Below are 24286 nucleotides of genomic sequence, written 5' to 3'. Positions count from 1 at the left end.
AAAAGCGTTATAATCGCCGCCATCTGATATCGGGCAGGGCGCCTAATTAACAAATTTGAGGTCATACATGAGCGACACTATTGAGCAAATCAAACAACAGATTGCAGACAACAAAGTTTTAATTTACATGAAAGGTTCACCAAAACTGCCAATGTGTGGTTTTTCTGCTCAGGCGGTCCAGGCATTGATGCAGTGTGGTCATGAGTTTGCTTATGTAGATATCCTACAAAACCCAGACATTCGTGCTGAGCTTCCAAAATACGCTAACTGGCCAACATTCCCACAGCTATGGGTTGATGGTGAGTTGATTGGCGGTTGTGACATCATTCTTGAGATGTTCCAGCAAGGCGAACTTCAAGAAGTCTTGAACGAGTCTTATGGTAAGCAACCTGAGTAAAACGTCGTTTTACACAAACAGCTTATATGATTAAATGCCGCTATACGCGGCATTTTTTATGGATAAATTAAATGTTCTGGTTTGTATTAAGCTGGCTTCTAATTTTTATTCTTATCCCCTATTTGTTCCTCGTAAAGGAAAAAAAGGGAGATTACAGGCTATGGTATTTAACAATACCTTCATTGATTGGCTACTTCGTTTACTACTTGTTATGTATAGGAGTATTTACCCAATACAAGGGCCTGGAGCTATTCGAGCTAGAGCTTATTGATAATAACAAAGTTACTGCACTTGGTTATTTTTATTTCGCCTTAGAGTCACTAGTTGGTTCAATCCTGGGATTAATATTCGGATATTTATGGTGGAAACATTTGTTAACTAAAAGAGTAGTGAAATGAAAGTCATCGGCCATCGTGGTGCCATGGGACTGGCTCCCGAAAATACTCTTCTATCTTTTCGAACTGCTCTAGAGCTAGGGGTCGATGGTATTGAGTTCGATGTGCAAAACATTGATGGGAACTTGCTTGTTTTTCATGATGACACGCTAGAGCGAACCACGGATGGGGTAGGCCATATTCATCAGCATTCCGTTGAGTACTTACGAACACTGGATGCCGGTCAAGGTGAGCAGATACCTTTCCTACAGGAAGTGATTGCGCTAATAGGGACTAAGACCATGATCAATATCGAGCTTAAAGGAGTTCGGACTGCGAGTCTTGTGATGCATCTGGTCAAGTTGCTTGATAAAGATCACTACAACAAAGATAACTTTATTATCTCCTCCTATTTATTTTCCGAACTGTTTTTGATTCGCCAGCTCGATCCTGACATTAAGATCGGGGTGATTGCTGACGATCAGCCTGATGTTGCTCTAAGTTTTGCGCGAGATGTGAATGCTTATAGCTTTCATCCCAGTCTGGCTTTAGTAAACGAAGAGTTGGTCCAAGAGGTACATCGGGAAGGCATGTTGCTTTATGTTCATACCGTTAATGACCCTGATAATATTGCGAAAGTGAAAGCGATGGGGGTTGATGGGGTTTTTACGGATTATCCAGATAGGGTTAGGTAGCTTTAAGAGAAGCCGGTAAAGTAAGGTAGCGAGTTCTATAATGCTTTTTATTTAAACCGGTTTGCATAAAAATTAAGTATTGTCATTCACCACGGGCATTTCTGTTAGTCACCCACGAAAGCCGGCGACCGAAGGAAGTGCCTTTGGTAAATCCAAAAAAAATCATTAGTAATAAGAGAATAGATTCCCGCCTTCGCGGGAATGACATGAAGTTAAAGTGGTGCTTTAAGAAGCCTCATAAAAAAGGGTAGCTAGTGGCTACCCTTAGACTTTCTGAAGTACGACATAACGTTAAGCGTTTTAATTACCGCCTTCCTTCATTTTTTCAGCCAGGTAATTCTGAATACCAATCTTGTCTATTAAACTAAGCTGAGTTTCCAGCCAGTCGACATGCTCTTCTTCACTTTCCAGAATATCATTGAGAATATCGCGGCTGACATAATCACGAACTTCCTCACAGTATTTAATACCGTCACGTAGGTCGGGAATTGCATCAAGCTCTAACGCCAGGTCACACTCAAGCATTTCTTTAGTGTCTTCTCCGATGCGTAAGCGGCCTAAGTCCTGCAGATTCGGCAGTCCTTCAAGAAATAAAATGCGCTCAACCAATAGATCGGCATGTTTCATCTCATCGATTGACTCTTCATACTCATGATCAGCAAGCTCTTTCAGGCCCCAATCTTTATACATGCGAGCATGCAAAAAGTACTGATTGATTGCTACTAATTCATTGCCCAGTACCTTATTAAGTATTTCAATAACTTTTGCGTCGCCTTTCATTGTTTTGATCCAATTGTTAAGTATGTATTTGGTGATTGTACGACTTTGAAACCTTACAAGCAAGCTAACGCATTGCTAACTCATTGAATTTAAATGTAAATTAGAATGGTTGTTAAATGTGATGAGTTCTTGTTTGAGAGTGATTTTCGATAAATAACACTGGCATTGATCACATAAGAACAGAGCTTTCAAGCACAAAAAAAGCCGCTTTCTAAGCGGCTTTTTGAATGAGTTTCTGAGAGACAGTTTCTGCTAGAGCGCTTTACCCAAAGTTGCATCCACAAAGTTTGGAGTGGTTTGTGGGTCGAACTGAGTAACCTGACTCTTGTGCTCACGCAGAATTTGTTTGGCAGTCACTGCACATTTGCCACATTGGGTAGCAACCCCAAGGTCTTTATTCAGGCAACGCATGCTGGTTGCACCATTATAGGCAGCATCTTTAATTTGCTTATCTGTGATAGCTTTACAAAGGCAAACGTACATAGAAATAGAATAAAAAGTGTTCGATGGTGAGAATTATATCTAAATGAGAATGATTGTCAACTGCTCTTGCATTGGCATTTAGGGAAGATCAAATACTTAGAAGAGAGCCTTTTGTAATTTATTGAAAAGTAACAAATAAAAAAAATAGAAAATTAAAAAAAGGCCACACAAGGTGGCCATCAGGGGGGAGTGTTACAAAATAACTTCCTTGTTTCAGACGAGTCTTTCGACTATCGATTAAACAAACACAGTTGGGGAACTGATGTGTAAACCTTATACAACTCATTGTGAAACTGACGTGAAAACACTAAGTTTCAGTATAACTAATTGAATTTACTTGCTATTTCAGCAACACGAACACCCAGTAGCCGTGCAGTTTCGCGATCACTTTGCGGAGGGGCCACATCTGAACCCTGATCGGTGTTACTTTGTGCCATGGCACCAAGGTAACCACCAATACGGTTGATATCATCAGGTGAACCTTGAGTGCTATTGTTACCTGGCATCAAGCCTAGGCTGACCCATAGCATGCTTTGTTGTGCCGCAAATACTGACAGTTGAATCAAAGTGTTTAATTTATCACCGCTCATGGAGCCTGAATTAGTAAAACCGGCTGCCAGTTTGTCTTTCCAGCCTTGTTCAGCCCAAACCTTGGATGATTTATCCATAAAAGCTTTAAAGTCTGCACTAACGCTACCCATGTAGGTTGGGCTACCAAAAATAATGGCATCAGCTTTAGCTAAATCATCCCAGTGGTTATCGACATCTGATACCGGTACTAGTAAAGCTTCAGCCCCAGCGTCTTTCGCGCCTTGATGAACTTGTTCTGCAAGAACCTGGGTGTGGCCATAACCACTGTGGTAAACCACAGCTACCAATTTATTACTCATTGAAGTCTCCTGATTGAAACAATTAACTTGATGGCGCTACTCTAACGGGTTTATAGTTATGCATGAAATGCATTAAAGAGATATTAACTATGCAAACTGAGAATATTCGTTCCATGGATATGAATTTGCTGGTGCTGCTGGATGTTCTGCTTGAAGAAAAGCACATTTCAAATGCTGCTGATCGGCTTCATATGAGTCAGCCGGCGGTAAGCCGTTCCTTGCAAAGACTGCGAGAAATGCTGGCCGACCCTTTATTAGTCCGTGTTGGTAATGGCTATCAACTAACGGACAAAGCCGCTGAACTTCAGCCTAAACTTAAAAGCTGGTTAGCGGATTTCATGTGCATGATTCAGCCAGAAAAATTCGAACCGGCCAATGCCAAAGGTGAGATCAGTATCATGTCCATGGATTTGGAGATGAGCCTGTTTATGCCGAATCTATGGCAGGACCTGCAGGCACAGGCCCCCAATGTTGCGCTACGTTCCTTCAATATCCGTCCCGATGGCATATCCCTGTTAGAGCAGGGCGATATCGACTTTTTGGTTAGCGAGGAAGATAAGTCGCTAGAAAGCACTAAGTATCATAATTTCCACCTGATTCAACATGATTTTGTGCTCGTGATGTCAAAGAGCCATCACTTAGCTAAGAAGAAAGACATCGGGCTAGATGAGTATTTACAGCAAAGACATGGGCTGGTGACAGTCACAGGTAAAGGAAGGCCATTCATTGATCGTACTTTGGAAAAGCAGGGATACTCGAGAAAAATTGCACTGTATGTACCAACATTCCACTTAGCACTCGATATCTGTAGTCGCACTGATTTGATGTTCTCCATGCCGCGACTGGTCGCGGAAAAAGAAGGTGAGCGTTATGGCGTCGTCATGAAAGAAATGCCCTTGAAACTGCCAAAACTGGACATATATCTCTATTGGCATGAACGACAACACCAAACGGCGCTGCATAAGTGGTTCAGAACCCTGATGCGAGAAAGTTTTGAGCAAACCCGTAAAGGAATCAGCGCCCACTCAGTGATATCCCCCAGTAGCTGAGTTAAGTGTTGTCGTTCAAGTTTTTTTATAGCATTAAAAAAGACTTTAATCTTTTGTGAAAGGTCTTAAGAATTAATCGTATATCAGCGTATAATACGCACACCTAAAATTGAATAAACACACTCTTGGAGGAAATAATGGGAGTATTAGTAGGCCGTAAGGCACCAGACTTCACAGCAGCAGCAGTATTAGGCAATGGCGAAATCGTAGAAGACTTCAACTTCGCAGAAGCCACCAAAGGTAAGCCAACCGTCGTATTTTTCTATCCTCTAGACTTCACTTTCGTATGCCCATCAGAGCTAATCGCATTTGATCACCGTTTAGACGAGTTCAAAAAGCGTGGCGTAGAAGTGATTGGTGTTTCAATCGACTCTCACTTCACTCACAACGCATGGCGTAACACTGATATCAAAAATGGTGGTATCGGCCAAGTAGGTTACACACTAGTTGCTGATGTTAAGCACGAAATCTGCCAGGCATTCGACGTAGAGCATCCAGAGGCAGGCGTTGCATTCCGTGGTTCATTCCTAATCGATAAAGACGGTGTAGTACGTCATCAAGTAGTTAATGATCTTCCTCTAGGTCGTAACGTAGACGAAATGATTCGTATGGTTGACGCGCTTCAGTTCCACGAAGAGCACGGCGAAGTTTGCCCAGCAGGTTGGAACAAAGGTGATAAAGGTATGGATGCGACTCCTGAAGGTGTGGCGAAGTACTTGTCCGAATCAGCTGACAAACTATAAATTACTTGTTAGATTTTCCTTATACTTTGTTAAAACAGAATTTAAAACTGGTCATTTGCTTTTAGCAAACTCCCATCCCTAAATTCTGTTTTGCCTCGTCTAAGAAAAATCTTCCTGCGTAATTACATGTAAGAAAGCCTGGCAGTCTTGCTGGGCTTTTTTTGAGCTCAACGATCTAATCGGTCACCTCCGCTGAAAAATGATTAGCGGCCTCGAATGTGGACAATTTTCCTTCGTAATTAGGTTGATGAAAAGCTCAGCAGTTTTGTCAGGCTTTTTTATGTCTTGTGATACTAAGGATGGTTTGCAGATTTGGTTTTAGTTGCAAGTTTGTTTATGAATGACTCCTAACAATTTCTTAGGCTGCAGGACTTCAGTGTCTTCATTATTGGTTTTTACCTCAGCAATGATATCTACCAATAATGGCTGCCCTTGGTTATGACTTAGTGCGCTGTAGGTTGAGTGTAGTGCGTGTGTGTTATTGCTGATATCAACACGGAAACTTTTCCCAGTCTTACAATCTTTAAAAGTTCCTGTGTCATTGGCTTCAGAATAAAGACCAAGTTTTCGCACACCATTGGAACTGGTCTCCATGACAGGGTCATCCAGATAAGGTTGTAAAACTGCTATATCTTCATCGGATTGCTCTTTTGATGGTGACGAGTCTCGGCTTGATGTATGGTCATTGCAGGCGCTTAGCACTATGAATAATAAGAAAATAAGTGAAATGTTAACTTTCATAAGAACTCCTTTAACGCCTGCAAATAGTATTTAGTGTTCCTGATAGATTTCAATGGTGATGTTGCCATCAACATCTATGGAGCCACGGTACATCCCTGGAGTATTGAAGCTCATCATGATGTTGCCATCTTTATCTAATCCAATCACACCGCCATCACCACCCATGGTTTTCAGTTTCTCTTGAATAACGATGTCGGCAGCGCTCTGAATGCTTTCGCCTTTGTATTCAACCAGCGCACAAATATCATAAGCTACAGCTGCACGAATGAAGTATTCGCCATGACCTGTGGCTGAGATACCGCAATATTCATTGGCATAGGTGCCTGCACCTATAATCGGCGAGTCGCCAATACGTCCATACCGTTTATTGGTCATGCCACCAGTTGAAGTACCTGCAGTTATTACTCCATTCATATCAAGTGCTACCGCACCTACCGTACCAAACTTGGAATTCTTGGCTTCATCTTCGGACAACTGCATTTTGTCTGGGGTTTCTTTGAGGATCTTTTGCAGTTGATCCCAGCGGTTCTGGGTAAAGAAGTATTTAGGGTCAACCATGTCAAAGCCTTGCTCTTTGGCAAACGCTTCGGCGCCTTCGCGGGCCATCAGCACATGCTTGGAATCGGTACGAACTTTATCCGCCAGCAGAATGGGGTTCTTAATATGGCTGACACCAGCAACGGCACCAGCTGAGCGATCGCTGCTAACCATGATAGAGGCATCCAGTTCATTCTTACCTTCATGAGTAAATACTGCACCTTTACCGGCATTAAACAGGGGCGAGTCTTCCATGGTTACGATGGTCGCTTTTACTGCTTCTGTACTTGAGCCACCTTCTTTAAGAATCTGGTGACCGGTCTTGAGAGCATGAGTTAGAGCTTCAATATAAGCCTGCTCAATTTCTGGCGTCATTTTAGATTTCAATATGGTCCCGGCTCCGCCATGGATCACGATGGCTGTTTTAGACTTTGCTTTGTCTGAACTATCCATGGCATTAACTCCAGATGCTAATCCACCGATTAGAATAAGTGCGGTAAGCGTTTGTTTTATCATCGTAAATTAAAACCTGTTGTTGAAAAAGTAATCTCCTTAGCATAAGTCCAAATTCAATGGAATGCACCCCAAGCTGTGAACTTTTTAATAATAGAAGGAAATACCTATTGCAATTTATGCAAATGATAATTATTCTCATTTGTGAGTTGTAAATTATTTCTTTTGAATGAGAAGGATGTAGTGTGACATACATGATTAATGCCTGGTTGGATAAGCCCAGGCCAGAATTGCAATTAGTCGAGCGGACCTCCGGTGAAGTTGTTGCTTGTTGGAAAGGTCGACGTTTGAAAGAGTTATTTGAATCGGGATTAGTCAGTTACGAAGAACTCAGCTCGGTTACGCCTGAGAAACTCAAGCTTGTCGAGAAGGCATTAATTTTGCAGATGACCTGCGAAGAGTTATGCGGCCGCTGCTTATACAACGGCCGATAATTAAAAGGCTAAAATTGATTGGCGCGGTTAACCAGTAAGCAGAAAAGCTCAGCGGTTTTAGTGGCATCGTACAAAGCGGAATGGGCTTCTTTCTGACTGAACTCGATTCCGGCCAGATCACAGGCCTGTGCTAGAACTGTATGCCCGAGCATGAGTGCAGATAACGAAGCCGTATCAAAGCTGGTAAAAGGGTGGAAAGGATTACGCTTAATATTGGCGCGCTCACTGGCAGCATTTAAGAAGCTTAAGTCAAACCAGGAGTTATGACCGACCAGAACGCAACGATTACACTCGGCGTCTTTTTGCTCTGTCCTTAAATCTTTGAAGAGACTTTTCAGCGCTTTTTGTTCTGAAATTGCGCCACGTAACGGGTTGTCAGGGTCAATGCCAGTAAAGTCTAAGGCCTTCTGTTCTATATTGGCTCCTTCAAAGGGCTCAATATTAAAGTGATATTGATTGCTTATTTCGAGTTTGTCTTCTTCATTGAAAGTGGTGGTGACAGCCGCAAGCTCCAACAGCGCATCGGTTGTTGCGTTAAAGCCGCCTGTCTCCACATCGACAATGACTGGGAAGAAGCCTCGGAAACGCTCCTTCATGCTTAAGTTATGCATTGTCTTTGATTTTCCACTCGATAGTTTCACCGGCTCTGAATGGCACCAGAGTATCGTTTCCAAGGCACAGTTTTTTCGGCATTTTCCAAGATTCTTTTACCAAAGTAATGGTATCGGTATTGCGAGGAAGTCCGTAGAAGTCTGGACCATAGAAACTGGCAAAGGCTTCTAACTTATCAAGTGCATTGTGAGATTCGAACACTTCAGCATACAACTCAATGGCTGAATAGGCGGTATAAACCCCAGCACAGCCGCAGGCATTCTCTTTTTTGTCTTTTGAATGCGGAGCGCTATCAGTACCAAGGAAGAATTTTGGTGAGCCTGATATAGCTGCTGCTACTAGTGCAGCCTGATGCTCCTGGCGCTTCAGGATTGGCAGACAATATAGATGTGGGCGAATACCACCGACCAACATATCATTACGGTTTAGTAAGAGGTGGTGGACAGTAATGGTTGCAGCCACATTGGGTCCCTGAGAGCGAACAAATTCAACCGCATCTTTGGTGGTGATATGTTCCAGAACCACTTTGAGGTTAGGGAATTTCTCGATAACTGGACGCAACTTGGTATCAATGAAAACCTTTTCACGATCAAAAACATCAATGTCAGGAGAGGTCACTTCGCCATGAACCAATAGTGGAAGGCCCAGTTCAGCCATCTTCTCGAACACGGGATAGGCTTTTTCAATATCGGTAAGGCCAGAGTCAGAGTTTGTTGTTGCCCCAGCAGGATAAAGTTTACAAGCCTTAACAAAGTTGGAAGCTACCGCTTCTTCAATATCTTCCACCGAAGTATTATCGGTCAGATAAAGGGTCATTAAAGGCTCAAACTCAGCACTGTCACTTTTATAGCGTAAAATACAGTCGCGATAGTCTTTGGCCTGCTCAACGTTGGTCACCGGTGGTACCAGGTTGGGCATGACAATAGCGCGCGCAAATTGGCGGGCTGCATCTTTGACGGTATGTTGGAGGGCTGCGCCGGAACGCAGGTGAATGTGCCAGTCGTCTGGACGAGTGATCGTAATGCTTTGCATAAATTCGAGCCCTTTGAGGGCGCTTCACCATTTACTTGCTATAATGGCCGGCTATTATACGCAAGTCATGCTTGCAACTAAAGCGTAACTCAATAAATTAGTTTCGGAGGAATAATGAGAATTCTACATACCATGCTTCGCGTACGTGATCTGGACAAAGCACTGCATTTTTATACTGATGTGCTTGGCATGAAGCTGATTCGTAAACATGACTACGAATCCGGACGATTTACATTAGCTTTTGTGGGGTATGGCGAGGAAAAAGACAATACCGTACTGGAATTAACCCATAACTGGGATACTGACGATTATGAGATGGGCGATGCCTTCGGTCATATCGCCATCGCGGTAGAAGATGTCTATGAAGCGTGTGAGAAAATTCGTCAGGCGGGCGGCAAAGTGACACGCGAACCAGGACCTATGAAACACGGCACAACAGTTCTGGCATTCGTAGAAGATCCGGATGGATACAAAATAGAACTATTAGAAGATAGACATAACAAGTAGGCTCTATTTTCCAAATTCATTATTCATAAGACTATAAGGAAAGCTTCAATGATTTTAAGGTTAAGTTTAATTGGTCTAACTTCAGCATTATTTCTGGCAAGTTGTGCAAATGACACAGCGAAAACATCTAGTGTTGAGGATGCTACTGTAACAGAGCAACAACAAACCACCTCTCCTAAAGAGAGTCGGCCTATAAGCGAAATTTCTCAAGAGGAAGGCATTAAGCAACAAGATTGCGAAGATAAATTTAAAAATGAGCAGGGAATTTGCGAAGTACCAAATCCAGAATATCCAAAAGAACTAAGAAAGAAGAAAAATACAGACGGCGACCAGGGCGCTAACCCTTAGACAAGACTCCCTGTCAAGAAAGCCGACACATATCAAATAGTATCAATTAATAGACTACAAACAGCTACAGTTCTCTACAGTATGTCGTAGGGAACTGTGGTATAAAATTTGCGCTCTATAACCGCCGTGTTGTTATTCAATAAGGTGGACGGGAGGGAGCAAACAAATAATCATTAACAATCTATCCAAGTAAGGAGTTATTGTGTCTAAATCCAATAGTACCTTGGTAAGGTTATGCATAGCGGGTTTGTTAAGTACAACGGCTATGTTTGGGGGAAATAATATTGCCGAGGCAGCAGGAAGTGATTCTGTCAAGGTTGTATTATCAAAGCCTAAACTTAGTAAGCCGCTAACCACAGTTGCAAAACCATTGCCAGAAGTAACTAACGCTCGAAAATATAAACTACGTCAATCTGGGGAAAAGGTTCCAGGTTATGATTTGATTCGTGAAGTACCAAATCAAAACCATCCTTTTGCTGATGAACTTTTACTTCGTAACACGGATTTTGATAAAGACCCTGTGTTACAAAAAAGCCAGAAGCACGATAAGTTTTCACCGCTATTACCTTCTATAGGTACTGGATTTGACGGTATGGGTAACGTTACCGGTGCCGTACCACCGGACACTGTTGCTGACGTAGGCCCGAACCACGTTGTGCAAATGGTTAATACTGCTTTAGCCATTTGGGACAAAGAAGGCAACCAGTTGGCGGGTCCTATAGCTATCAACCAGCTTTGGTCTGGTTTTGGGGGCTTGTGTGAGTCAACTAACCGCGGTGATCCCATCGTTCTATACGATAGTGCCGCTGACCGCTGGATGTTAAGTCAATTTGCGTTTACCGATGGCTTTACAGATAACAGAGAATGTATAGCAATTTCGCAAACTAACGATCCTACAGGTGCTTACTATCTGTATGATTTTGCTTATAGCACAACGAAATTCAATGATTACCCACACTTTGGTGTTTGGACTGATGCTTACTACATGGGTGTAAATCAATTCCAAGCACCCAATTTGAATTATGCAGGCGCAGGTGTTGTTGCCTATGAAAGAGATAAAATGCTTGCAGGCCAACCAGCGCAGCAAGTCATTATAGATCTGCAAAATCTTTATCCAAATGCATTTACACCAATGCCAGCGGATATTGATGGTACTTATCTGCCGCCAGAAGGAATGCCAGGTTACTTTGTAACATCAGGCGCTACTCCAAATACTATGGATGTTTACACGTTTGACGTGGATTGGAATACCCCAGAAAACTCATCTTTTAGTTTGAAAAACTCCGTTCCTGTTGCTGAGTACAACGGCGGGATATGTAGTTATGCGCGTGATTGTATCACTCAGCCTAATGCACAAAAGCTTGATGCTATTGGTGAACGAATGATGTTCCGTTTGGCATATCGTTTACTGGATGGAACTGACCATAAATTGGTAGCAAATCATAATGTGGTTGGCTCTGATACTGACGATAACATTGCAGGCGTTCGCTGGTATGAGTTTGATCTTGATCCGGTAACGGGGCAAGCTTCGGTGGCAAATCAAGGTACGTTTAACTTAGCCGACGGGAACTCCCGCTGGATGGGTAGTGCTGCGATGGACGCTGCCGGTAATATCGGTGTTGCTTATAGTGTGTCAGGTCCTTCCACTAATCCTTCGATTAGATTTAGTGGTCGTTATGCAGATGATCCTGCAGATACTTTGACAGTACCTGAACAAGAGCTCAAAGCGGGCGGTGGAGCACAGGCTGGAGCTAACCGATGGGGTGACTATAGTAGCCTGAGCGTTGATCCGGAAGATGACTGTACTTTCTGGTATACCACTGAATATTACAAAGCTGAAAATGATAATAGTTCTGCTTGGTCAACTTATATTGGTAGCTTTAAATTTGATAACTGTGTTGCCGGACCAAAGGGCTACATTGAAGGTACGGTAACGGATAACTCAGGTAATCCTATCGCAGGTGCTAAAGTTTCGGCTGGTGCGGCGACAGTTGTTACTGATGAATCAGGTAATTACACCATGACGTTGCCTGCTGGTAGCATTTATGACCTAGGCTTTTCAAAATACGGTTATATTGCTGGTAGTGTTAACAACATCGATCTTGCTGAAGATGAAGTTGAGGATGTTGATATCGTACTGGACAATGCCGAAGCGATCACCATTAGCGGAACAGTGGCCGATGGCTCTGGCTTAGGTACGCCTCTCTACGCTGAAGTGATGATTAAGGCACCGGGTGCAACAATCACTACTTTCACAGATCCAGTAACCGGTCAGTACTCAATTGATGCTTATGAGGGTACTTTGGTTAAGATTCAGGCATCATCAATTGACCCTGGTTATCTTGAGCAAAGTTATGACATTTTACCTGAAAATACTCCAGTCCAGAACTTTGACTTGCAGATTGATTCAAATTGTACTGCTCAAGGTTATATCTGGAATACTTTCTTCGAAGGTTTTGATTCAGGAGTACCGCCAGCAGGTTGGACTGTAGAGGATATTTCTGGTTCAGGTATGCAGTGGCAAGCGGCATCGACAGCACCAAAAGGCAACTTGCTTAATGTTAGCGGCGAAGCTGCAGCAATTGACAGTGACGCGGCCGGAACTAACAATTTAGTGAGCTCTGTATTGGTATCACCAACTATTTATGTTGCTGATATTGAGTCAACTACATTGAATTTTGCCAGTCTGTTTAGAACATTCGGTTATTCCGATGTTTATACAGTTGACATTAGTGTCGATGGTGGTGAATGGACAGCAGTCCATACATTTAATCCAACCAATATGGTTGAAACTATCTCGGTTGATCTTTCTGCGCAACTTGCTGGAGCCACAAGCTTCAAAATCCGTTTTGCATATGAAGCAGACTATGAGTATTACGCCTACATTGATAACGTAACTTTTGGTACACCAAGCTGTATCGCTAGCTCTGGTTCCTATCAAAGTGGTTATGTTGTAGATGCTAATACACAGCTTCCTATCATCGGTGCGCAAGTAACGTCAGGTAATTCAACAGCAACAACAGTTGCTACCGTTGATAACGAACAGTTGGAAGATGGTTTCTTCAGAATCTTTATAGGTTCAGGAGGTACGGCTGAAGCTGAAGTTACGGCGAGTAACTATAAAACTGTGACTGTTGATCTAAGTGGTTATGGTCTGTCACAACCAATCGCACTGGATGCTGGCTTGCTTGAACTAGGTGCTGCTGATTTTGAAGTGGCCGAAGGTTTGGATCGCACAGTTACAGCGCAACTTGAAAACCTTGGCAATGCTGACGCTAACTATGAGCTTTCTCTTTACATTACTCGCGATGACTCTCCAGTGGCTAAGCCATATGGTATTTTCCATCAGGCAACGCGCAGATTTGGGCCAAAAGCACTACAGGAAATGGATACGAAAAAAATCCGTTACCGCTCAATGGCTCCAAGTGTTCCAGAGGTTGAGGTTGAATTCGTTTCTCAATTCCCAACAGAGCTAACTTTGGGTTGGGGTATTGGCTTTGATAAAACCACATCTGAAATTTGGGTTGGTGATGTTACGGCTGGTGGCGCTCCTTTAGATGCATTGCATAAATACGTTGATGGAATTAAAACTGGTCACTTCATTGATACCAGTGCTGTTACCGTTGGTTATGCTGCAGATTTAGCCTACAACGCTCGTACTAATACGTTCTGGCAGGTAGCTGTAACAGGCGATACTTGTATTCATGAAATTGATACAGTTGCTGGTACAGTTACAGGCAATAAAATCTGTCCAACTTTTGGTACTTCGCAACGTGGTCTGGCATACGATCCAATTTCAGGAACTTTCTATGCTGGTTCTTGGAACGATAGCGTAGTTCATCAGTTTGATGCTGAAGGTAATATTCTACGCTCAATCAATGTTGATCTAGCTGTTTCAGGACTTGCATTGAACCCAGTAACAAACCATCTATTTGTAATGTCAAATGATGCGGCTGGTAGTATAGAGCCCGATATCGTAGTACTAGATGCATCCACACCTGAACTAGATCCGATTGGCTTAATCTATGTTCCATCAGTTGATACAGATGGCGATGATGTAGCAGAAGACTTGATGGACGGTGGTCAGGCTGGTCTTGCGATAGATTGTGATGGCAATTTGTGGGCGGTTAACCAGTCTAGACAAACTGTCGTTGGCATTACCTCAGGAGAAACTGGAGTGTGCGATATTACGCCAACTTGGGTTGAACTTAAGGCTGACAGTGGTTCCATTGGTGCCAATCAAGCTGGCGAGCTCGAGCTTGATGTTTCAACCAAGAGTTTATCGGTAGGTAACTATAGTGCTCAGCTAATCATGACTAATGATACGCCATACGGTTCCATTGTTAAGCCAGTAAACTTAACAGTACGTGAGCCTCAGTATGGTCAATTAGGTGTTAGCGGAAACTCTGGTGCAATTCGTAACGGTGGTGATATTCAGGTTACTGTTTCTCGTGTTGACGGATCTGATTATCAGGTGTCTGTTGACTACACAACTGTTAATGGTACTGCTAATTCGGGAACCCACTATACTGCAGCTTCTGGTACGCTAACGTGGGCTGATGGTGATACTGAAGATAAGGTTATTACGATTAGTACAATTGATACTGATCAAAGTTCAGACCTGAACTTTAGTGTCGAGCTATCTAACCCGGAAAAAGCTCAGCTTGGTACTAGTCAAGTTAACTTAACGATCCAAAAAGACCCGCCAAAACGTGGCGGTGGTGGTAGTGCAGGATTTGCTATCCTTGCGTTATTGGCACTGGCAGGTCTAGCAAGACGTAGAAAATACCTTTCTTAATAGTATTTTCTAAACCCTAAAAGCACTGATGGTTTCCATCAGTGCTTTTTTCATTGTAAATGCCCATAGGTAAGTGTTGAAACAATACAACAGGTTAAAGATGAGAGTTGAAACGATATTTGGAGCTGTAGTGCTGAGCTGTGCAGTGAGTGTATCAGCAGCAGCGACTTCCATAGAGAATCCAGCACCAGAATGTAAGCAGGGTTGTGCTCCATTCAACCACAATCAGAGTAATAATGAGCAGGCTGGTTCAGAAACCAATGTGAAGAAAGTTACTGTTATTGCAGGTAGAACACCGAATCATTTTACTGATTTAAATTCTGCCAAAAGTCTAGTTTCTCCGACACGGCAGACCATTGAACCAGCTAATATATTAGACTTATTAACAAAAGTTCCGGGAGTTGCAGAGAATGGGCAAGCCGGACTATTTCAGGTTTATTCCATCAGAGGTTTGTCACGACACAGAGTGCTAACCTACATTTCTGATATACCGTTGAAAGCAGAGCGCCGTGCCGGCGTTGCCACTTCGTTTGTTCATCCTCTTCTTTTTGATTATGCCGAAGTATCCAGAGGGCCTGCCTCGACCCTATACCAATCTGGAAGCCTTGGTGGAGTCGTAAAACTATCTCCTGCATACTTTAATCATAATGTTCTATCAGTAGACTACCAGACACAGGGCAATCGTAATAACCAGATTTATGGAACCGGAGGTGACGATTGGTCAGTTGCCGTTGCAAGACAATTCTCAAACAAAAGTGAAGATCCGGTAGGAAATGAACTCAACAGCGGTTATGAACAGTATTCAGGTAGTTTTATAAAGCAATGGCGAATGGCGAGTGTTGATTATGAGTGGATGCTCATGATGAGCGAAGGTGATGATATAGGTCGCTCAAGTACACAATATCCTGACAGATTGGTTATAGTTCCGAATGAGGAGCATTTGCTGAGCCAGTTCAGTGCTAAGGGCGACGATTGGAGGGCTGCTGTGTACCTTCATCCCAATAAATTGAATACCCTGACCGTTAGACCTGAACAAAGAGAAAATGATGTCACGAATGAATCTAAAGATTATGGCTTTCATGTTGAAAATGCTTGGTTCGTTAACAAGCTAGAAGGATTGTGGGGCGTGGATGGTTTTATGCGTAGTAATATTAATGCCTACGAGACAGAGCTTTCCCTAATCGATAACTCACTGACTTCAACACAAAGTCTAAACGGTGCAACCGAAAGAGAGTTAGCGGTATTTGCAACTTTAAACAGCTACTGGGGTGATACTAAATGGCAGTTTGGAACGCGCCTACTAAACAATCGACAAACCAATCCTGGCTTTGCAGCTACGGAAGATGATGCCATTACTGGCTTTGTAGGCATATCAACCCCATTAAATCCTAATTGGATATTTACAGCTAATCTTGGTACTGGCATTCGTTTTGCTACGGTTAGTGAGCGTTATTTTGTGGGAACCACTGGGCGTGGTGAGGTCATTGGTAATCCAGATCTGGAAACAGAGCGTTCAGTAAGTATGGATTTTGGTGTTCGGTATGGTGATCAATCTAAACAGTTTATTTTTAACCTATACCGACAAAAGGTTAGTGATTATATTGAACGAATTGAGGTGTCGCCAGGAGTGTTGACTTACAACAATCTGACCGATGGATTAATCTATGGAGCAGAGTTTGATGCTGACTTTGCTCTCAATGACCAGTGGCGACTGGGCTTCGGAGGAATGTGGGTTAAAGGCCAGGATGATGATGAAAATACACTGTCAGATATTCCGGCCAATCGCATGCAAACCCGTATTCAGTATCAGATAGATGACTGGTCGATCGATGGTGCGGTTCAGTATCGGTTCTCTAAGGATAAGGTTGGCTCTGGAGAAAGGCAAACGCCGGCGGCATGGGTAGGCGAATTAGCGTTTAACAAGCAGTTAGGCAATGGCTTAAATATGTCGTTATTTGTCGATAATTTATTCGATGAGCAGTATTATTCATCCTCAGATGACATTGCGCCTTTGGCGGAAGGTCGAAGCTTCGGTGTTAAATTTACAAAAGTATGGTGAATAAGCAGTGCCTAAAAGTACCAAAATTGTATTGATGATCAATACAGCGATCATGTTGATAGCGCTATGGTCGCTTTATCGTCTGTATCTGCAGAGCAGCAGTGAGATGCTGATTGCGCTGGCTCACTGGACACTATTTGGCGGCATGCTAGTGAGTAACCTGATAATTTTATTTAAAGCTAAAGCCCTTTGGAAATTCATGCGTGCAATGTTGTATGTAGTTGCATTGTTGCAAGCGCTTAACTTAATGATTATCGCTAAAGATTTTTTAACCCTGAGCGGTTTCTTGGCAATGGTATATACCCTGATGGTCGTTATCTACCTGATTGGATTCCGCGGCTATCTGAATAGTCATACATTCTTTGAGTGGTTCATGGGTGCCTACATCAAGAAAGAGCAGGATTGAGCGTAGAGTTTTAATGGGTTACGCATTGGCTGTAACCCATTCATCACTCAATTATAATTTAATCCATACAAAAACTAATCGAAATTAATCTTTCCCATACTAAAAATCCTGCGAACAGCCTTGTATCCTAAGCCCTGCACGGTATGATGTTTTTAGCCTTGACCCAGGTCAATTCTCTCTTTAAATAAAGGAGGTTATTGATGGAGTTGCTCGATGCCGTGCTACTGGCGAGAATTCAATTCGCTTTTACCATCACGTTTCACATTATCTTTCCTGGCTTATCCATTGGTTTGGCCGCTTACCTTACTGTTCTTGAAGGCCTTTGGTTAAAAACTGGCAAACCGGTTTACCTCGCTACTTTCAAATATTGGCTCAAAATCTTCTCCATCATTTTTGGCATGGGAGTTGTGTCAGGTGTGGTTATGAGCTATCAGTTTGGCACTAACTGGAGCGTATTTTCTGATAAGACTGGGCCAGTGTTAGGTCCATTAATGGGCTATGAAGTCCTCTCTGCTTTTTTCCTTGAGGCAGGCTTTCTGGGAGTTATGCTGTTTGGCATGAACAAAGTTGGTAAGGGGCTACATTTCTTTGCCACATTGATGGTGGCACTGGGTACTTTGATGTCTGCTTTCTGGATTTTAAGCGTGAATAGCTGGATGCAAACACCAGCCGGTTATGACATCAATGAAGTTGGACAGTTTGTGGTGGCCAACTGGTTTGAAGTCATTTTCAACCCTTCGTTTCCATACCGGTTAGCCCACATGGTGACAGCAGCATTCTTGAGTACGGCATTTCTTGTGGGTGGCGTTGGTGCCTGGCATCTCTTCAAAGCCAGAAAGCAGGGCGAGCGCAATGAGGTTGCGCGACTGATGTTTTCGATGGCGATGTGGATGGCGGCTTTGGTTGCTCCAATCCAATTGTTGATAGGCGATTTGCATGGACTCAATACCTTGGAACATCAGCCTGCAAAAGTAGCCGCAATGGAAGGCAATTATCAAACTCAAAAGGGTGCCCCGCTGTATCTGTTTGGCATGCCTAACAGTGATACCGAAATGGTCGATTACGCCATCAAAATTCCCAAAGCAGCGAGCTTTATTTTGACTCATGATCCAGATGGAGAGCTGGTTGGGCTCGATCAATTCCCGAAAGATGAATGGCCGAATGTGCCGATTGTTTTCTGGAGTTTCAGAATTATGGTAGCCATAGGTATGGGAATGATTGCCATTGGTTTGTGGAGTCTGTATTTACGAGCGCGTAAAAAATTGTATGACACGCCATTACTGTTGCGAGTGGCTATTGTTTTCGCGCCAGCTGGAATCATTGCTACGGTTGCTGGCTGGTTCGTTACCGAAGTAGGGCGCCAACCCTATACCGTCTACGGACTCCTTAAAACCGTTGATTCGGCCTCGCCGCTGGATGCTCCTGCAGTTGCAGCGTCGCTGTTGGCATTTATTATCGTTTACCTGATAGTGTTTGGAACCGGTGTCTGGTACACCATGCGCCTGATGAGTAAGCGACCGTCTCCTGTGATTGAGGTTGATGATGATTCGCAAACCACAGTATTTTTATCAAATAGGGTAGCGACAACTTCCGAAGGTAAAATAAAGGAAGGTGACCAATGATTGAATCTATTGGCATAGATTATGCGATGATCTGGGCTGGCCTTATTGCTTTCGCAGTATTGGCTTACATTATTCTGGATGGCTTTGATTTAGGGATCGGCATTCTGTTTCCCTTCATCAAAAACAAAACTGATCAGGAAACGGCCATGAACTCAGTGGCACCGATCTGGGATGGCAACGAAACCTGGCTGGTGCTTGGTGGGGGAGGGCTTTTTGCTGTCTTTCCATTGGCCTATTCTGTCATCATGCCTGCTCTATACATGCCGATCATTTTGATGCTGCTCGGTTTGATTTTCCGTGGCGTTGCTTTTGAGTTCCACTGGCGTACTAAAAACTCGCAGGATTGGTGGGATCGTGGCTTCTTCCTTGGTTCGCTGGTCGCGACTTTATGCCAGGGCATCGCGCTCGGTGCATTAGTACAGGGCATTACTGTTGACGATCGTGCCTATGCAGGTGGTTGGTGGGATTGGCTGACCCCATTCAGTATCACAACCGGCATAGCTTTGGCGGTAGGTTATGTCTTATTGGGTTCGACCTGGCTAAACATGAAAACCACTGATGAATTGCAAAAGCAGTCGGTTCAGTTTGCAAAAATTGCAGCCTGGCTGACACTGTTCTTCATTGGCGTCATCAGTCTATGGATGCTATTTATCGAGCAACAATATTTACATCGCTGGTTTGATGCACCGAATGTTTATTATCTAATGGCTGTTCCTGTAGCGGTTCTATTCTGCGGCTTTAAATTGCTTTATGGCTTACACAAAGGCCGAGAAACAAGTCCTTTCATGTATGCCATTGCCTTGTTTGTGCTGAGCTATATCGGCTTGTTGATTAGCTTTTACCCGAATCTGGTGCCACCATCTATTAGCATCTGGCAGGCAGCTGCACCGGACGATAGTTTGAAATTCCTATTAATAGGAGCGTCTGCATTATTGCCCATTATCATTGCTTATACTGCCTACGCTTACTGGGTGTTCCGTGGCAAAGTTAAGGCTAATGAGGCTTATCACTAATGAATCAAAAGCCTGAAAGTAATAATAAAACAGGGTGGCAGAAAGCGCTCTGGTTTGTTGGTTTATGGTTGGCTGGCGTGCTAACTCTTGCCGTAATAGGTTTCGGCATCAGGCTGTTTCTCGGTTAGCCTAATAACAGGAATATATTATGAACCTTAATCAAGTCACACTACCTGTCAATGATATTCCTAAAGCGACTGAGTTCTATCGTCGCATGGGGTTCCTGCAAATTGTCGACTCGCCACACTACGCACGGTTTGAGTGTCCCGAGGGAAGTTCCACTTTTTCTTTGATGCTGGAGCCAGAGACCACAGGCTCGGGAGCAACCATATACTTTGAACATGAAGCACTGGATGAGTGGGTTGAGAAGTTGATTGGCAAAGGCTTTGAATTCGAGCAGCTGCCAACTGACATGAGTTATCTTTGGCGTGAGGCCATTTTGTATGATCCCAGTGGCAACAAAATCAAATTGTACTGGGCTGGCGAGAATCGCATTAATCCACCCTGGCGTGTGGAAATATAAACAACCAGTTACCTGCCCATAATAGTTTCGCTTCAGCTGATCTATATCAATAGTTATGATATTGAAAATACCCCCACAAAAGATATGTGTTAAAATTAATCAACTTCTGGTATAAAGCCAGCACCTCCCAGGGAACTGGGGTCTTAAGTAACAACTCGAATAAAGGCAATTGTGGATAAGTTGCCGTGGGTTAATTATGGACTTCAGGATGCTTCCTTCCTAAAGTCTGCACCTCGCTTACTAGACGAAGACACAAGTATGCCGCAAGACACAAATACGATTTCTCCAGAATTACTTGCCGAAGCACTGAAAGCTTCAGTGGATGGTATTGTTATTGCTGAGTGTGGGGAAAACGATTTTCCAATCATATTTGTTAATCCTGCATTCGAGAGAATGACCGGTTATAGTGCAGAAGAGGTGATAGGGAAAGATTGTCGTTTCCTCAATCAAAGGGATCGTGATCAGCAAGAGTTGGACGTCTTGCGTAAGGCCATACAAGCACAGGAATCCTGTTTAGTAACTTTGCTTAATCATAAGAAATCAGGTGAGCCATTCTGGAATGAGCTAAGCCTTTCACCAGTATTTGATGGTAATGGGAAGTTAACTCATTATATTGGTGTGCAAAAAGACGTTACAGAGCGAGTCGAAAAAGAACAAAATATTGAGGAAAGGCATCAGAGCTTACTGAGCAAGAAAGATGAGCTGGAGGAATTAGCTAATCGCGATCCATTAACCGGTCTGCATAACCGCCGCTACTTTGAGCAGGAACTAAGTCGTTTATGGGCGATCCATCAGCGGCTTGACGCGATTATGGCGGTAGCTTTCATCGATATCGATAGCTTTAAACTTTACAACGACCATTATGGTCACCTTGAAGGTGACAAAGCGCTAAAGGCCGTTGCCGATAAGATTTCAGAGAGTTTCTCTCGCAAGGCAGATTTAGTCGCGCGTTTCGGTGGTGAAGAGTTCGTTGTGGTTGCAACACTTGAAAATGGAGTCGATTGTTTTCTTCAACACTTGGAGCGTTTACGTCAGTCCATTCTTGACTTGAAAATCGAAAATAAACGCTCGGCTGTCAGTGATTACATCACTATCAGTACCGGCGTTTGTTATGGAGTGCCACCGCAAGGTGCCAGCTCATCTTTATTTACTCGAGATGCCGACGTTGCCATGTATCAGGCTAAGCGAACTGGACGTAACCGAATTGAAGTCGTCAGTTACGAACCAGACGAAGAAGCCATTCTTAAGCCCGCCTCCTGACTTGCCAATAAATCATGAGCTGATCCAAAATGACGTATGCTCAGACAAATTGAAACCACTATATATTGTCCCTACTGCGGAGAGCCGCAGACGATCCTTATTGATCCTTCCATTTATCAGCAGGCATACATTGAAGATTGCCAGGTCTGCTGTCGGCCAATTGAGTTTAAGGTTGAAGTCTCGGCTGATGGTGAAGATGTCAGCGTAATGACAATGACCGATAACGATTAGCTATAATCATTTCGCATAATCGATATTGACTTCTATGCGTTGCAGTTATCTCCACTAAATCCTAATCTAACTCCTGTAAACATTTTTAAGGAGTCTGTTATGTTGATTCGTCGAGCTAATGAGCGTGGAAATTTTAACTTTGGCTGGTTAGATACCTCGCACACATTCTCATTTGGCCATTACTATGATCCCAAGTTTATGGGTTACGAAAGTCTGCGCGTCATCAATGATGATAAAGTACGTGCTGGAGCAGGTTTCCAGACTCATGGGCATCAGGATATGGAAATTGTTTCTTATGTGCTTGAAGGCGCGTTAGCTCATAAAGACAGCATGGGTAATGATGGGGTCATTCGTCCCGGCGAGGTGCAGCGCATGTCGGCTGGAACTGGTGTCACTCATAGTGAGTTCAATCATGATCAGGAAAATACAACCCGATTCCTGCAGATTTGGTTTTTACCCGCAGAGAAGGGCACCAAGCCTGGTTATGAGCAGAAAGCTTTCAGTGATGATGATAAACGTGGCCAGTTGAAACTGGTTGCTTCGCAGCAAGGACGCCAAGACTCGATCACTATCGGGCAGGATGTCGATATTTATGCAGGGCTGTTCAATGGTGAAGAGTCAGCAACCCATCAGTTGAAGGAACAACGTAAAGCATGGTTGCATCTTGCTCGTGGCAATGTGAGAGTTAATGGTCAGGAGCTGAACGAAGGTGATGGAGCAGCTTTTGCAGCTGGTGATACCATAGAGATAAGCAATGGCCATAATGCAGAGGTGCTGGTTTTTGATATGGCCCCATTAAAATAGGCAATAGACAGGACAACCTTTGACTGAAGTCATTATTTACTGGAGCGTAGCGGCAATCGCTGTTCTCATCACTGGGATATCTAAATCAGGATTTGCCGGTGGTGCAGGCGCGGTTGCCGTTCCGTTATTGTCGCAGGTTATGCCACCTTTGCAGGCAATTGCGCTCATGTTGCCGCTGCTCATTATCATGGATGGCTTTAGCGTCAAACTGTGGTGGGGGCAATACAACCGCAAATTATTAGTCGCACTGATTCCCGCTTCTTTGATAGGCGTAGCAATTGGCTATGCTACCGCCGATCAATTATCCGAAAACTGGATTCGTCTGATATTGGGCGTAATCGCCATTGCATTTGTGTTAATACAGTTTTTACCAAGTGGTAAAAGCCATAATCAACAAAAGCCAAATGTTGTACTTGGAGCTATGGCCGGAGCCAGCGCCGGCTTTACCAGTTTCCTCGCCCACGCAGGGGGACCACCCCTTAATATGTATTTACTAAAACAAAAGCTCCAACGTTCAGAATTCCTCGCTACGGCAGTTTACTTCTTCGCAGCCATCAACCTGTTCAAACTTTATCCCTATATCGCCCTTGAACAATTTAATAAACAGGTACTATGGCAAGGTGCACTATTAATTCCAGTCGCCCTAATCGGCGTGGCACTCGGCAAATGGCTTCAGTCTCATTTATCCCAGAAAACCTTCCTCAATATTATTTACGTTCTGCTGTTTGGGCTAGGGTGTAAGTTGCTTTACTCAGCGTTGGTCGAATTGCTTTAGAATATTACCCATTCGACTGAATTTAGAAGAGCAGATCCTGAATCAAGTTCAGGATGACAAGCCTGTGTATTTGAGTGCTTTCGCTGATACCTTGTTCAACCTCATATACTTTTGTAATTTCAAGAATTCCTTCTGTAAATAATATTTACCTTAATCTTTTCTAATTAGCTAGGCATGAAACCAATCATCAATAAATAACAACCTACTAACCGACATGTCATCCTGAACTTGATTCAGGACCTGCTCTTTCTTTCAGGCTAGAGCATCGCTTTACTAAATACTAAGAAGCAATACTGCTCCACAAGTCCTCCCATTGAGGGTTTATTTTCTCAATAAGCTCCTTCTTCCACTGTCGCTTCCAGTTCTTTAACTGCTTCTCACGTTCTATACATGCTTTTATATCCGAAGATGACTCAAAATAAACTAATCGCTTAGTTTTATACTGCTTACTAAAACCCTCTACTAAACCTTCTCTATGTTGATGCACACGCTGTTTAAGATTTCCAGTTACCCCGACATAAAGAACGCCATCTCTTTTAGAAGCCATGATATAGACGTAATATTCCTTCATAGTAAATCCTTTTACCGCTGTATTTCTTGCGATGATTTTTGAAGTTTGAATCAGATAAGTTGAAATGAGTTCGAAGTGAAAAATTTCAA

At 43.3% G+C, this 24286-nt stretch carries 26 protein-coding genes; 18 read left to right on the top strand and 8 right to left on the bottom strand.

Annotated features, from left to right (window positions below; genetic code table 11):
* Positions 1-67 precede the first annotated feature (67 nt).
* Positions 68-397 (top strand): Grx4 family monothiol glutaredoxin, encoded by a 330-nt coding sequence (gene grxD / locus CW740_RS08150; RefSeq protein WP_018624490.1) that lies wholly within the window; start codon positions 68-70, stop codon positions 395-397.
* Positions 398-791: 394 nt separating this feature from the next.
* Positions 792-1466 (top strand): glycerophosphodiester phosphodiesterase, encoded by a 675-nt coding sequence (locus tag CW740_RS08140; RefSeq protein ID WP_106647039.1) that lies wholly within the window; start codon positions 792-794, stop codon positions 1464-1466.
* Between the two features lie 300 nt (positions 1467-1766).
* On the opposite strand, the gene bfr is transcribed toward CW740_RS08140, so the two are convergent.
* The 3 genes from bfr to CW740_RS08125 all read right to left on the bottom strand — a co-directional run bounded on the left by bfr (position 1767) and on the right by CW740_RS08125 (position 3619).
* Positions 1767-2246: a bacterioferritin gene (gene bfr, locus CW740_RS08135; RefSeq protein ID WP_106647038.1), complete on the bottom strand. Its 480-nt coding sequence runs from the start codon at positions 2244-2246 to the stop codon at positions 1767-1769.
* Between the two features lie 252 nt (positions 2247-2498).
* A complete protein-coding gene (locus tag CW740_RS08130; protein ID WP_018624494.1) occupies positions 2499-2729 on the bottom strand; it encodes a bacterioferritin-associated ferredoxin in 231 nt (76 codons plus the stop codon).
* A gap of 323 nt (positions 2730-3052) precedes the next feature.
* Positions 3053-3619 carry a flavodoxin family protein gene (locus tag CW740_RS08125; RefSeq protein ID WP_106647037.1) on the bottom strand — a complete coding sequence of 189 codons (567 nt, stop codon included), beginning with the start codon at positions 3617-3619 and terminating at the stop codon, positions 3053-3055.
* Positions 3620-3708: 89 nt separating this feature from the next.
* Here CW740_RS08125 and CW740_RS08120 point away from each other — a divergent pair, with 89 nt between their 5' ends.
* Together CW740_RS08120 and CW740_RS08115 are read left to right on the top strand one after the other, a co-directional pair.
* Positions 3709-4668 (top strand): LysR family transcriptional regulator, encoded by a 960-nt coding sequence (locus tag CW740_RS08120; protein WP_106647036.1) that lies wholly within the window; start codon positions 3709-3711, stop codon positions 4666-4668.
* 137 nt (positions 4669-4805) lie between these two features.
* A complete protein-coding gene (locus tag CW740_RS08115; protein ID WP_018624497.1) occupies positions 4806-5411 on the top strand; it encodes a peroxiredoxin in 606 nt (201 codons plus the stop codon).
* Positions 5412-5729: 318 nt separating this feature from the next.
* On the opposite strand, the gene CW740_RS08110 is transcribed toward CW740_RS08115, so the two are convergent.
* Together CW740_RS08110 and CW740_RS08105 are read right to left on the bottom strand one after the other, a co-directional pair.
* A complete protein-coding gene (locus CW740_RS08110; protein ID WP_106647035.1) occupies positions 5730-6152 on the bottom strand; it encodes a hypothetical protein in 423 nt (140 codons plus the stop codon).
* A gap of 30 nt (positions 6153-6182) precedes the next feature.
* Entirely contained in the window at positions 6183-7205 is a 1023-nt protein-coding gene (locus tag CW740_RS08105; protein ID WP_106647034.1) for an isoaspartyl peptidase/L-asparaginase family protein, read from the bottom strand.
* Positions 7206-7396: 191 nt separating this feature from the next.
* On the opposite strand from CW740_RS08105, the gene CW740_RS08100 reads away from it, so the two are divergent.
* Entirely contained in the window at positions 7397-7636 is a 240-nt protein-coding gene (locus CW740_RS08100) for a hypothetical protein (protein ID WP_106647033.1), read from the top strand.
* A gap of 8 nt (positions 7637-7644) precedes the next feature.
* Here the strand turns inward: CW740_RS08100 and rnt are convergent, their stop codons facing one another.
* Both rnt and pyrC read right to left on the bottom strand, forming a co-directional pair.
* The gene (gene rnt, locus CW740_RS08095) at positions 7645-8247 is read right to left on the bottom strand and encodes a ribonuclease T (RefSeq protein WP_106647032.1); all 603 of its coding nucleotides are present in this window, start codon (positions 8245-8247) and stop codon (positions 7645-7647) included.
* Positions 8240-9280 carry a dihydroorotase gene (gene pyrC / locus CW740_RS08090; RefSeq protein ID WP_106647031.1) on the bottom strand — a complete coding sequence of 347 codons (1041 nt, stop codon included), beginning with the start codon at positions 9278-9280 and terminating at the stop codon, positions 8240-8242. The genes rnt and pyrC overlap by 8 nt, the downstream gene beginning before the upstream one ends.
* A 114-nt stretch (positions 9281-9394) precedes the next feature.
* Here pyrC and gloA point away from each other — a divergent pair, with 114 nt between their 5' ends.
* The 13 genes from gloA (at position 9395) to CW740_RS08025 (ending at position 23626) form a co-directional block, all read left to right on the top strand.
* A complete protein-coding gene (gene gloA, locus CW740_RS08085; RefSeq protein WP_106647030.1) occupies positions 9395-9787 on the top strand; it encodes a lactoylglutathione lyase in 393 nt (130 codons plus the stop codon).
* Positions 9788-9835: 48 nt separating this feature from the next.
* The gene (locus CW740_RS08080; RefSeq protein ID WP_106647029.1) at positions 9836-10135 is read left to right on the top strand and encodes a hypothetical protein; all 300 of its coding nucleotides are present in this window, start codon (positions 9836-9838) and stop codon (positions 10133-10135) included.
* Positions 10136-10337: 202 nt separating this feature from the next.
* Complete coding sequence (locus CW740_RS08075; RefSeq protein ID WP_227523817.1) at positions 10338-14933, top strand: carboxypeptidase regulatory-like domain-containing protein; 4596 nt, start codon at positions 10338-10340, stop codon at positions 14931-14933.
* A 145-nt stretch (positions 14934-15078) separates the two neighbouring features.
* Complete coding sequence (locus CW740_RS08070) at positions 15079-16992, top strand: TonB-dependent receptor (protein ID WP_227523816.1); 1914 nt, start codon at positions 15079-15081, stop codon at positions 16990-16992.
* Positions 16993-16999: 7 nt separating this feature from the next.
* On the top strand, positions 17000-17398 hold the full coding sequence (locus tag CW740_RS08065) for a hypothetical protein (RefSeq protein ID WP_227523815.1): 399 nt from the start codon (positions 17000-17002) through the stop codon (positions 17396-17398).
* Positions 17399-17595: 197 nt separating this feature from the next.
* The gene (locus CW740_RS08060) at positions 17596-19020 is read left to right on the top strand and encodes a cytochrome ubiquinol oxidase subunit I (RefSeq protein WP_373286457.1); all 1425 of its coding nucleotides are present in this window, start codon (positions 17596-17598) and stop codon (positions 19018-19020) included.
* Positions 19017-20033 carry a cytochrome d ubiquinol oxidase subunit II gene (cydB, locus tag CW740_RS08055; RefSeq protein ID WP_106647025.1) on the top strand — a complete coding sequence of 339 codons (1017 nt, stop codon included), beginning with the start codon at positions 19017-19019 and terminating at the stop codon, positions 20031-20033. The genes CW740_RS08060 and cydB overlap by 4 nt, the downstream gene beginning before the upstream one ends.
* The gene (locus tag CW740_RS12670; protein WP_106647024.1) at positions 20033-20161 is read left to right on the top strand and encodes a DUF2474 family protein; all 129 of its coding nucleotides are present in this window, start codon (positions 20033-20035) and stop codon (positions 20159-20161) included. Before cydB ends, CW740_RS12670 begins: the two co-directional genes overlap by 1 nt.
* A 20-nt stretch (positions 20162-20181) precedes the next feature.
* Complete coding sequence (locus CW740_RS08045) at positions 20182-20556, top strand: VOC family protein (protein WP_106647023.1); 375 nt, start codon at positions 20182-20184, stop codon at positions 20554-20556.
* Positions 20557-20727: 171 nt separating this feature from the next.
* Positions 20728-21816 (top strand): diguanylate cyclase, encoded by a 1089-nt coding sequence (locus tag CW740_RS08040; RefSeq protein WP_227523814.1) that lies wholly within the window; start codon positions 20728-20730, stop codon positions 21814-21816.
* Positions 21817-21852: 36 nt separating this feature from the next.
* Positions 21853-22047, top strand: coding sequence for a CPXCG motif-containing cysteine-rich protein (locus tag CW740_RS08035; protein WP_106647022.1), 195 nt, complete (start codon positions 21853-21855; stop codon positions 22045-22047).
* A gap of 99 nt (positions 22048-22146) precedes the next feature.
* A complete protein-coding gene (locus CW740_RS08030; protein ID WP_106647021.1) occupies positions 22147-22851 on the top strand; it encodes a pirin family protein in 705 nt (234 codons plus the stop codon).
* 19 nt (positions 22852-22870) lie between these two features.
* Entirely contained in the window at positions 22871-23626 is a 756-nt protein-coding gene (locus CW740_RS08025) for a sulfite exporter TauE/SafE family protein (RefSeq protein WP_106647020.1), read from the top strand.
* Between the two features lie 280 nt (positions 23627-23906).
* On the opposite strand, the gene CW740_RS08020 is transcribed toward CW740_RS08025, so the two are convergent.
* Positions 23907-24197 carry a GIY-YIG nuclease family protein gene (locus CW740_RS08020; RefSeq protein ID WP_106647019.1) on the bottom strand — a complete coding sequence of 97 codons (291 nt, stop codon included), beginning with the start codon at positions 24195-24197 and terminating at the stop codon, positions 23907-23909.
* Positions 24198-24286: the final 89 nt, after the last annotated feature.

Source organism: Kangiella profundi, assembly GCF_002838765.1.
GTDB classification, from domain to species: domain Bacteria; phylum Pseudomonadota; class Gammaproteobacteria; order Enterobacterales; family Kangiellaceae; genus Kangiella; species Kangiella profundi.
Note: the sequence above shows the minus strand (reverse complement) of the source record. Positions and strands in the feature narration are given on the sequence as shown.